Source organism: Alloactinosynnema sp. L-07, assembly GCF_900070365.1.
Lineage (GTDB): Bacteria > Actinomycetota > Actinomycetes > Mycobacteriales > Pseudonocardiaceae > Actinokineospora.
Genome location: NZ_LN850107.1, coordinates 838,823 through 849,257 on the forward strand (window position 1 = coordinate 838,823; position 10,435 = coordinate 849,257).

Below are 10,435 nucleotides of genomic sequence, written 5' to 3' on the forward strand. Positions count from 1 at the left end.
CAAACATCCCCCTGGCTGCGAAGAGACACTACCGCTGTGGGGGAGAACATGTGCACGATCGGTGATGGTGTCGTGCATGTGTCGGACACCTCGGGCGATCATCGGAGCCCCACTCGTAGACTGGATCGAGCGGGAACAGCCGACGATGACGAGGTGACGACGCGGTGACGCTGCTCGATTCCGTGCACGAACCGGCTGATCTGATGCGGTTCACGCCGGAGGAACTGGACCGGCTCTCCGCCGAGATCCGCTCCTTCCTCGTGGACAAGGTCACCAAGACCGGTGGCCACCTCGGGCCCAACCTGGGGGTAGTGGAACTCACGATCGCGTTGCACAGGGTGTTCGACTCGCCCCGTGAGGCCATCGTGTTCGACGTGGGCCACCAGGCCTACGTGCACAAGATCCTCACCGGCCGCCGGGACGGGTTCGACGACCTGCGGCAGCAGGACGGCATCTCGGGCTACCCGTGCCGCGACGAGAGCGAGCACGACCACGTCGAGAACAGCCACGCCTCGACGGCCCTGTCCTACGCCGACGGCCTGGCCAAGGCCTACGAGCTGCGCGGCGACAAGCGCAGCGTCGTGGTCGTGGTCGGCGACGGCGCGCTGACCGGCGGTATGTGCTGGGAGGCGCTCAACAACATCGCCGCGGGCACCGACCGCTCTGTGGTGATCGTGGTCAACGACAACGGCCGCAGCTACTCGCCCACCATCGGCGGTGTCGCCGACCACCTGGCCGCGCTGCGGCTGCGTCCGGGCTACGAGCGCGCGCTCGAAGGCGGCAAGCGGGTTCTGCAGGGCACGCCGGTCGTCGGCAAGCCCCTCTACGCGGCCTTGCACGCGGCCAAGCGCGGAATCAAGGACGCGCTGGCGCCGCAGGCGATGTTCGAGGACTTGGGCATGAAGTACCTCGGCCCGGTCGACGGCCACGACTTCGAGTCGCTGGAGGCCGCGCTGCGCCGGGCGAAGGACTTCGGCGGGCCGGTGATCGTGCACGCCGTCACCCGCAAGGGCAACGGCTATCCGCTCGCCGAGAACGACGAGCTCGACCAGATGCACCAGACCGACCCGATCGACCCGGTCACCGGCAAGCCGCGCAAGTCCAAGGGCACTGTCTGGACCAGCGTCTTCGCCGACGAACTGGCGCGCATCGGCGCCGAGCGCGAGGACGTCGTGGCGATCACGGCGGCCATGCTGCGCTCGACGGGTCTGGCCCCGTTCGCCGAGCGGTTCCCCGAGCGGTGTTTCGACGTGGGCATCGCCGAGCAGCACGCCATCACCTCGGCCGCGGGCATGGCGATGGCCGGGCTGCACCCGGTGGTCGCGATCTACTCGACGTTCCTCAACCGCGCGTTCGACCAGCTGCTGATGGACGTCGCGCTGCACAAGCAGCCGGTCACGGTCGTGCTCGACCGCGCGGGCATCACCGGCCCGGACGGCGCCAGCCACCACGGCATGTGGGACCTGTCGATCCTCGGTGTCATCCCCGGCATCCACATCGCCGCCCCCCGCGACGCCGCCACGCTGCGCGAGGAGCTGCGGGAGGCGGTCGCCATCGACGACGGCCCGTCGGTCCTGCGTTTCCCCAAGGCCACCGTCGGCGACGACATCACCGCCGTCGAACGGGTCGGCCCGGTCGACGTGCTGCGCCGAGGCGACAGCTCCGACGTGCTGCTGGTGACGGTCGGCTCGTTCGCCGAACTGGGCCTGGCCGCGGCCGAGCGCCTGGCTGACCAGGGCATCGGCGTGACGGTGGTCGACCCGCGCTGGGTCGCCCCCGTCCCGCGTGAGCTGGTCGAGCTCGCGGCGAAGCACCGACTCGTGGTGACGGTCGAGGACAGTGGCCGCCACGGCGGTTTCGGCTGGGCATTGGCCGCTCTGCTGCGTGACAGCGACGTCGACGTCCCTCTGCGTGACCTGGGCATCCCCAACGAGTTCCACGCCCACGGCTCGCGCGACGAGGTCCTGGTCCGCCTTGGCCTGACGGCCCAGGACGTGGCCCGCCGGGTCACCGGCTGGGCGTCGGACCTGCTCGGCAGCGAGACCGCCGAGTCGGAGGAAGAGCCCGGCCGAGTTAGGCCCTAGTCGGCGAGGACTTCGCCGACCACCCGCCTGCCGAGCGCCGCGAACACGGGGTTCCGTACCTCGTAGTAGTCCGCCGCGCCCAGCCCGAAGCACAACGCCCACCCACGCCCCCGCGCCCAGGTCGCGTCATCGACGTCGACCTGGGCGCGGAACAGCGGGCGGGTCTCGGCCGACAGGACTGTCCAGACGGGCATTGTGTCGCACGCCGGATCGCCGACACCGCACGCGCCGAAGTCGATGACCGCGGTGAGCCTGCCGTCGCGGGCCAGCAGGTTGCCGGGCAGCAGGTCGCTGTGCAGCCAGACCGGGTCGCCCGTCCACTCGGGCGTCGCCAGCGCCTTCTCCCAGGCCGCGGTCGCCGCCGCCGCGTCGATCGTGCCGCCCAGATCCCGGACCGCCGCCCGAACCCCGGCGTCGCGCGTCGCCAGCGGTCCACCCCGAAACGCGGGCGGCCCCTCCGCGTCGACCTTCCGTAGGGCGCCGATGAACCGCCCGAGGTCGATCGCGGCGTGGTGCTCGTCCACGTCGGGGTTGGTGAGGACGTCATCGCCGTCGAGCCAGCGACAGACCGACCACTGAAGCGGATATCCGTCTGTCGGGAGTCCTTCGCCGAGGACTTCCGGCACCGCGAACGGCAGCTCCGGGGCGAGCCGCGACAGCCACCGAGACTCCAGCGCCACACTGTCGGCCGCGCCTGGGGTGCGGGGAAGGCGCACGACCATGTCTTCGCCGAGGCGGTAGAGGACGTTGGAGGTCCCGGCCTGGCTGGTCACCAGGGTCAGGGAAAGGTCGGCCCACCGCGGGAACTGTGCGGCCAGTAGGCCGCCGACCAGAGAACTGTCGATCTCGACCTCGTCGGCGTGCAGCTTCGAGACGGACAACGGACCACCTGACTGTGCTGAGGGACTCAGCTCACAGTGCCTCAGGTGGATCTGTTCCCGCACCTCGGTTTCCAGGTGCTCGCTGTCCGCCGAGGACGGCCTGTCCGACCTTGTCGGCGGGGGTGTGGCACCGTTGTAGGGGTGCGGATCCTGATCGTGGAAGACGAAGCCCCCCTGGCCGACGCGGTGGCGCGTGGGCTGCGGCGGGAGGGTATGGCGGTCGACATCGCCTATGACGGGAACGACGGGCATGAGAAGGCGTCCGTGACCCGGTATGACGTGGTGGTCCTCGACCGGGACCTGCCCGGCATGCACGGCGACGAGCTGTGCCGGGAGATCGTCGCGTCCGGGGCGTTGACCAGGGTGCTGATGCTCACGGCCAGCGACGCCGTCGCCGATCGGGTCGAGGGGCTGTCGATCGGGGCCGACGACTACCTGGCCAAGCCGTTCGCGTTCCCCGAGCTGGTCGCGCGGGTCCGGGCCCTGGCCCGCCGGGCGACGCCGGTGACGCCGCCGGTGCTGGTGGCGGGCGACGTCGAGCTGGACCCGGCGCGGCGGACGGTGTCGCGGGCTGGGCAGCAGATCGATCTCACCCGCAAGGAGTTCGGGGTCCTGGAGGTCCTGCTGTCGGCGCGCGGGTCGGTGGTGAGCAGCGAAGAGCTGCTGGAGCGGGTCTGGGATGAGAACGCCGACCCGTTCACCACGACGGTCCGGGTGACGGTCATGACCCTGCGCAAGAAGCTCGGTGAGCCCGGAGTGATCGACACGGTCGTCGGCTCCGGCTACCGCGTGCCGTCCTCCGCCGTGCGGTGACCGGACGCCGTCGCGGTCCCGGATTGCGGGCCAGGGTCACCCTGCTCGCCACTGGGCTGGTGGCCGTGGTCAGTGTGCTGCTGTTGTGGCTCGGTTGGCTCCTGGCCGGCGGCGTGGTGGCATCGGTTCCGTCGCTGCCCGATGGGACCACGGTGGTGGTCGACGGCGTGCGGGTGCGGGCCGAGCAACTCGCGGAAGTCCTGGCAGACAACGCGCGCGAGCGGGTTCTGCTGGCGGGCTCGGTGGCGTTCGTGTGCGTGGTCGCCGCGACGGCCCTGCTGGCGTGGCTGGTCACCGGGCGGGTGCTCCGGCCGCTGCGTGAGGTCACCGCCACCGCCCACCGGCTGTCGGTCGAGTCCCTCGGCGAACGCATTGGGCATCGCGGCGCCCGCGACGAGGTCGCCGAACTCGCCGACACGTTCGACGCCATGCTCGACCGGCTGCAAGCGGCGTTCTCGACCCAACGCCAGTTCGTCGCCAACGCCAGCCACGAGCTGCGCACCCCGCTGGCCGTCATCCGCACCGAACTCGACGTCACCCTGGCCGACCCCGACGCCGACGAGGCTGAGCTGCGCCGGATGGCCGAGGTCGTCCGCGCGGCGACCCTGCGCGCGGGCGAACTGGTCGAGGCGCTGCTGGTCCTGGCCCGCACCGACGGCCTGGGCGTCGGCGCGACCGGCCCGGTCGACCTGGCCACCGTCATCGCCGGTGCCTGGCGCTCGGCCCGCACGGAAGCTGAACAACGAGGCATCACCGCGACCTTCCACGACGGCAACCCGACGGTCATCGGCGACTCGGCCCTGCTGGAACGGGTCGCGGGGAACCTGCTGGAGAACGCGGTCCGCCACAATCTGGACGGCGGCTGGATCGACGTGCGGACCAGCCGGGGTCCACAGTGGACGACGCTGACGGTGACGTCGTCGGGGCAGGCGGTGGATCCGCACCGGGTGGCGGAGCTGTTCGAGCCGTTCCGTCGGGGTGGGGTGGACCGGACCGCGCACACGGGGACCGGGTTGGGGCTGTCGATCGTGCGGGCGGTGGCGAGGGCGCATGGGGGACAGGTGACCGCTGAGCCGGTGCCGGGCGGTGGGTTGAGCGTGACGGTGCACCTGCCGTCGGTGGCGCATCTGTAGCTCATCTACGGTGGTTTCATGAGTCCGGTCAGTGGTCGCGACGCCAACGCCGAGATCATGCCGCCCGAAGCAGGGGCCGCGCCGAGGCGGCGAACCCTGGGTGAAGCGCAGGCGGCGTTCCGCAGGCTGCCGCCTATGGATGCGCAACGGTGGTATCGGCAACGCGAGTCTGATGATGAAGTGTTCGGCGCCGATGATCCTTTCGACTGCGCGTGGCCGGATACGCCGAGCATTCGGATTGATGGTGTCTCACAAGGAGAAACAGCTCCACCGATCGAGTGAGTGCCGGATGCGCGGTGAGCCTGGTCTCATGGTCATATGAGCGAACAGCGATCGGCACGGTCACGCGCGTTGGCGCGGGAGTTGCGAGAGAAGCGCAAGGCATCCGGGTTGAACCTCCATGAAGTCGCCGCGCAGGTGGGGATCTCCATCGCCAGCCTGAGTCGGAGAGAGACCGGGCGGCGGATGGCCTCGGTCACCCAGGTCGCGGCGCTGCTGGCGGTCTACAAAGTGGTAGGGCCAGAGCAGAAACGCATCATGGACATGGCGGAGGACGTGCACACAGTCGGCTGGTGGCACCTGAACCGTGTGACCGGCACGCCCGTCAATGAGCTGGCCTACTTCGAGTCCCAGGCGAGTTCGATCGTGAACTACTCATCAGGCCCCGTACCTGGGCTATTGCAAACCCCGGCGTATGCCAGGGCCGTCATGGGGTCGTTTCCCTACGAACGCACCGAGGTCGAGCGGAGGGTAGGTGAGCGCATGCAGCGCCAGGCGACCCTGCACCGGATCGTTCCGCCGCGTTACACCGCGTTCATGGACGAGGCGTCGTTGCGGCGGCCGTTTGGTGGGAGGGACGCGATGGTGGAACAGATCCGCTGGCTCATCGACATGGCGAAGCGCCCTGAGATCGCTATTCGGGTCATCCCCTTTCGTCGTGGCAGCTACGACCAGTCCGGGTACTTCTCCCTTCTCGGATTCCGGGACGCGCCGCCTCTGGTCTTCGTGGAAGGCAGTCAGATGAGCGGCTTCCTTGACGATGCCGATGACATCGACCGACTCGAGCAAGTGGTCGCCAGCCTGCGGAGGATCGCGCTGGATTCGTCCGAAACGGTGGAGTTCCTTGGGAAAATGATCGCTGATCACGAGCGGGGCTGAAACAGGGTGCACGGAGAGTGGCAGTCGGTATGGCCGGCTGCTCACCCGTGGCCTGATCACAGCCTGCTGATCAACGCCTGCGCGTCGCGGGGAGCGTGGGCCTTCACGTCGTTGTCGAAATACACATACACATCGCCCGATTCGCGCCACTTCGTCACCTTCGCCGCCCAGGCATCAAGGGCTTCGGACGTGTAGCCGCTGGTGTAAAGCTCCTCATCCCCGTGCAGCCGCACGTACGCGAAGTCCGCCGTCACCTCATCGAACCGTGGCCACCGACCGGCCGTGTCCGCGACAACCACCGCCACCCCGTGCTCCCGCGCCAAGTCCACGAACTCCGGTCGCTTGAACTCCGGATTGCGCACCTCCAGCGCGTACCGCACCGGCCGGTCCGCATCGGTCTCCGTCCACGCGCGACCGTCCAAACGGGAGTCGTGCGCACGGGCGACGGACGCTGCCGCCACAGTGGTTCGAGGGAGGGCCTTGAAGAAGTTCTCCAAGACCGAAGGCTCGTACTTGAAGTTCTCCGGCAGCTGCCACAGCACCGGCCCCAGTTTCGCGCCGAGGGCGAGTACGCCGGAGGCGAAGAAGTTGGCGAGGGTGACGTCCGCGTCCTTGAGTCGCTTCATGTGGGTGATGAATCGCGGGCCCTTGACCGAGAACACGAACCCGTCGGGCGTCTCGTCGCGCCACTTCTGGTAGCTCTCGGGGCGTTGCAGGGCGTAGAACGAGCCGTTGATCTCGATCGACGTCACCTGCCGCGACAGGTACTCCAGCTCACGTTTCTGGGTCAGCCCCTTCGGGTAGAACACGCCCCGCCAGGGTGGGTAGACCCATCCCGACGTGCCGACCCGAATCGTTCCGGTCACCGCTTCAGCCTCGTTGTCGCTGGTCAGCCACATGCGAGCCCGACCGGAGGCTGATCAGTACCGCCACCAGGGTGAGACGCATGCGCCGGATTCTAGGTCATCTTCGCCACGTCAAGCCGACCTGCGGAAATGTGGTCGGCGACACTCTGGCGTGACTTTCCCGAGTCCGTTTCGTAATGTTGCCCCGGCTCCGCCCCGAGGAGTCGCCCCCGAGCCAAGTGGTGATCAACGAATGTCAGGTCGACATAGGAAGCAGTCCGTGGGCTGGCACGTGCCCGCGGGCGTAGGTGTTGTCATCGGCACCGGTTTATGTGCAGCTGTCTGGCTCTCCGAGGGTCCCGTTCCCGAGACCCGCACGATGAACGCCGCCTTCTCGCTCCGGGCTCCGCTGACGACCACGTCGACCCCGTCGAGCACCCCGCCCCCCGCCGCGCCCGTCGCGCCGCCCGTGACCACCACGCCGCCTCCGCCGCCGGTCACGACCACTCCACCGCCGCCGCCGGTCACCACGACCCCGCCGCCGCCGAAGACCACCACCAAGCCCAAGCCCGTCACGGGCTCGTGTTCGACCACGCTGGACGGCGTCAAACCGCACGTCGCGCAGGTCGGCAACCACATCGCGGCCAAGTTCGGCGTTCGGGACATCGGCGGGGTCGCGGGCCGCAGCGGCACCAGCGACCACCCGTCGGGCCTGGCGCTCGACTTCATGGTCGACACCGCCACCGGCAACGCCGTCGCCGAGTACATCCTCGCGAACCGCCAGGCCTTCGGCGTCACCTACGTGATCTGGCGCCAGCGCTACAACGACGGCGGCGGCTGGGACGCGATGGAGAACCGCGGCAGCCCGACCGCCAACCACATGGACCACGTCCACGTGTCCTTCAAGGCCGCCGCCACGGTGTCTGTCTCCTGCTGAGTCAGCGGTGCACGGCCGCCAGCAGGGCGGCGTAGGACCTGACCAGCGCGGCCCGTTCCATGGCGATCGACGGGCTCAGCGGGTCACACCCGTCGGCGACCCACTCGTCGGAGATCACCATGGCCGCCGCGCGCTCCTGGGCGGCGAGCCGCATCGACTCCGGCGTCGCGTCGTAGACGTGCGCGTAGAGGGCGATCAGGGCGTCCACCAGTTCCTCGCTCGCCACGCCCGCGCGCTGGGCCTCCCGGTGCACGCGCCACCACTCGACCTCCAGGCGGGCCGCCTCGGTCGGGTCGAACGGCTCGGCGTGCGCCTCGATGACCAGTTCGTAGAACCGGCGCATGCACCGCCGCGCGCCGTCGGGGTCGTTGCCCTCGGCGGGCGCCCAGAGCTGGTTGGCGCGCAGCACCAGCCACGCGCCGTACAGGGTCTTCGGCCAGGACATCTCGAAGCCTGCCCGCACCATCCCCACCGCGTAGCGCAAGAACCGGAACCACTGCCTGCGGTAGTAGGCCACCCAGGCTCCGCATTCCCGCCGCCCGACGGCGCGGGGGTCGAATGTCCGCATGTCGCAGACGCTACCGGCCGCGTGGTGGCCCTCAACCGCTGAGACGACGACTCAGACGGTCTGGACGCGGTCCTCCGGAATCGTGACCCGGCGGCCCTGGATCAGCAGCCAGACGAGCAGCGCCACCTCGCCGAAGCCCGCCACCGTGCCGATGTCGAGCTGGTAGCCGGCGAAGATCACCTTGCCGATGCTGTCCACGACGTAGCCCGCGCCCGCGATCGCGAGCAGGGCGCCGACCCAGGTGGGGACGTAACTCGACTTGAACGTCAGGTAGGCGAGTAGGAGCAGGTGGGCGCCGAAGAGGACGAGGCCCAGATTCCAGATGTCGAAGAATGTGTCCACTTCGGACATCATCAGCCCCGGGTCACTCCCGGCGAGCCGCAGCGCCCCAAAGAGATGGATGATCCCCACCAGGAACACTCCCGAGTAGACGATCCGGAACCACGCGGCGAACGTGGAGACACTCGTCGGGCCGTAGAAGATCCACAGCGCCCACGCCACGATCACGTCGAGCACCACGATGACGACAAAGGCGGCCACGCCAAGCCGGAACAAGCCCTCGGAAGCCAGGATGTCCCCCGCCGTCTTGGCCGTGTCGCCTCGGGTCACCAGCTTCTCCACGACCACGAAGTTGGCGACGAAAGCGAGTAAGGCCATCAGTAGCAGGCCGATCCCTCCTGTGACTGCGGCTCTTCGGGTCTGGGTCAGCATCGTCGCTCCTTGTGTAAAGAAAACTTGACACCGATGAAGGTAAAGTGGCATTGACATGATGTCAAGTTTTCTTAACTTGCCTGGCGATGTTACCGTGGGTGGTAAGATCAACACCTTGAGTGATATAGCATAGGTGGTATATCCTGGGGTATCGTAGAACTCGAACCAGAGGTTCGGAACTGGCTGAGTGATCTCTCAACTGCGCACTTCGCGACGGTGGCGTTCTACATTGATCTGCTGTCGGAGCAGGGGCCGCTGTTGAGCGAGCCGTATACGCGGCAGTTGGAAGGCAAGTTGCGTGAGCTTCGCCTGCACCTCGACGGTGATGCGGTCAGGGTGACGTACTGGATCGCGGCAGGGAGGCGGATCATCCTCCTCACTGTCTTTCGCAAGACTCGTATGCGGGAAGAGCGGGAGATTTGCCAGGGCCGTGCGGGCGTTACGACGATGCGTCGCGCAGGAACATGTGGTGGAGGACTGAGGCGGATGTCGGATGATCGGGACTGGGAACAGCTTCGTGACCGCAGGCTGACCGAACCAGGCGCCCACGAGGCGTATGAGGCGGCTCGGCTCGCATACGAGCTGGGGACGTCGGTGCGCCGGATGCGCGAAGCGCGTGGGTGGACGCAGGCCAAGCTGGCGGAGACGGCCGACATGACTCAACCGGCGATCGCACGCTTTGAAGCGGGTGGGACGGTGCCCACGATTCCGCTTCTCGAACGGCTGGCGCACGCACTGTCGGCGGACCTGGTCGTTCGGTTCGACCCGCGTCCATCGGCCGCCTAACTCGACATCGCCCGGGCGGCTACGCCCACCCGGAACGTGCCTTCGCCGGGGTCGCATACAGTGGGCCCATGTCGGCCCTCTGGGACCGGACACCCCTCCCAGCCGAACACGCGGTCACGATGACCGCGGGCCTCCTCCTGCACGCGCGCACCCGCACCCGCCTGCCCGAGGGCCTCGCGCCCGCCGGCTGGATCGTCCTGGTGGCCGGATTGGGCCTCAACCTGTGGGCCGTCCGAGCACGGGGAGTGGGCGACATCGACGACCCGGACCGACTCGTGACCGCAGGGCCGTACGCGCTCACCCGCAACCCCATGTACGTCGGCTGGAGCCTGCTCCACCTTGGCACTGGGCTCGCCGCCCGCTCGCCGTGGCTGCTCGCGGGCTGGCCGCTCGCCGCCGTCATGGTCCATCGCGCCGTCCTGCGCGAGGAGCGCCAACTGGCCTCGCTGTTCGGCGACGAGCAGGCGAGCTACGCGCGGCGGGTCCCGCGGTACTGGTGAAACGACAGCGCCCCTGGTG

12 protein-coding genes are annotated in these 10,435 nt (G+C 68.7%); 8 read left to right on the forward strand and 4 right to left on the reverse strand.

What is annotated here, in order from left to right:
• The first annotated feature begins 164 nt into the window (after positions 1-164).
• On the forward strand, positions 165-2,084 hold the full coding sequence (gene dxs / locus BN1701_RS04145; protein WP_054045656.1) for a 1-deoxy-D-xylulose-5-phosphate synthase: 1,920 nt from the start codon (positions 165-167) through the stop codon (positions 2,082-2,084).
• On the opposite strand, the gene BN1701_RS04150 is transcribed toward dxs, so the two are convergent.
• On the reverse strand, positions 2,081-2,965 hold the full coding sequence (locus BN1701_RS04150) for an aminoglycoside phosphotransferase family protein (RefSeq protein WP_054045659.1): 885 nt from the start codon (positions 2,963-2,965) through the stop codon (positions 2,081-2,083). The genes dxs and BN1701_RS04150 overlap by 4 nt on opposite strands.
• A 141-nt stretch (positions 2,966-3,106) precedes the next feature.
• Here BN1701_RS04150 and BN1701_RS04155 point away from each other — a divergent pair, with 141 nt between their 5' ends.
• The 4 genes from BN1701_RS04155 to BN1701_RS04165 are packed head-to-tail and all read left to right on the forward strand — an operon-like array spanning position 3,107 to position 6,069.
• On the forward strand, positions 3,107-3,778 hold the full coding sequence (locus BN1701_RS04155) for a response regulator transcription factor (protein WP_054045660.1): 672 nt from the start codon (positions 3,107-3,109) through the stop codon (positions 3,776-3,778).
• The gene (locus tag BN1701_RS04160) at positions 3,775-4,911 is read left to right on the forward strand and encodes a cell wall metabolism sensor histidine kinase WalK (protein ID WP_054045662.1); all 1,137 of its coding nucleotides are present in this window, start codon (positions 3,775-3,777) and stop codon (positions 4,909-4,911) included. Before BN1701_RS04155 ends, BN1701_RS04160 begins: the two co-directional genes overlap by 4 nt.
• An 18-nt stretch (positions 4,912-4,929) precedes the next feature.
• On the forward strand, positions 4,930-5,193 hold the full coding sequence (locus tag BN1701_RS33910) for a hypothetical protein (protein ID WP_197672041.1): 264 nt from the start codon (positions 4,930-4,932) through the stop codon (positions 5,191-5,193).
• A gap of 36 nt (positions 5,194-5,229) precedes the next feature.
• Positions 5,230-6,069, forward strand: coding sequence for a helix-turn-helix transcriptional regulator (locus BN1701_RS04165; protein ID WP_067520513.1), 840 nt, complete (start codon positions 5,230-5,232; stop codon positions 6,067-6,069).
• A 56-nt stretch (positions 6,070-6,125) separates the two neighbouring features.
• On the opposite strand, the gene BN1701_RS04170 is transcribed toward BN1701_RS04165, so the two are convergent.
• Positions 6,126-6,968 (reverse strand): DUF72 domain-containing protein, encoded by an 843-nt coding sequence (locus BN1701_RS04170; RefSeq protein WP_054045665.1) that lies wholly within the window; start codon positions 6,966-6,968, stop codon positions 6,126-6,128.
• Positions 6,969-7,293: 325 nt separating this feature from the next.
• Here BN1701_RS04170 and BN1701_RS36750 point away from each other — a divergent pair, with 325 nt between their 5' ends.
• A complete protein-coding gene (locus BN1701_RS36750; RefSeq protein ID WP_231949475.1) occupies positions 7,294-7,851 on the forward strand; it encodes a hypothetical protein in 558 nt (185 codons plus the stop codon).
• Position 7,852: 1 nt separating this feature from the next.
• Here BN1701_RS36750 and BN1701_RS04180 read toward each other — a convergent pair whose 3' ends face one another.
• Positions 7,853-8,419, reverse strand: coding sequence for a hypothetical protein (locus tag BN1701_RS04180; protein WP_054045668.1), 567 nt, complete (start codon positions 8,417-8,419; stop codon positions 7,853-7,855).
• Positions 8,420-8,470: 51 nt separating this feature from the next.
• Positions 8,471-9,130: a DUF4386 domain-containing protein gene (locus tag BN1701_RS04185; RefSeq protein WP_054045670.1), complete on the reverse strand. Its 660-nt coding sequence runs from the start codon at positions 9,128-9,130 to the stop codon at positions 8,471-8,473.
• Positions 9,131-9,346: 216 nt separating this feature from the next.
• On the opposite strand from BN1701_RS04185, the gene BN1701_RS37085 reads away from it, so the two are divergent.
• The gene (locus BN1701_RS37085; protein WP_231949476.1) at positions 9,347-9,916 is read left to right on the forward strand and encodes an XRE family transcriptional regulator; all 570 of its coding nucleotides are present in this window, start codon (positions 9,347-9,349) and stop codon (positions 9,914-9,916) included.
• A 68-nt stretch (positions 9,917-9,984) separates the two neighbouring features.
• Positions 9,985-10,416, forward strand: coding sequence for an isoprenylcysteine carboxylmethyltransferase family protein (locus tag BN1701_RS04195; protein ID WP_054045674.1), 432 nt, complete (start codon positions 9,985-9,987; stop codon positions 10,414-10,416).
• Positions 10,417-10,435 lie beyond the last annotated feature (19 nt).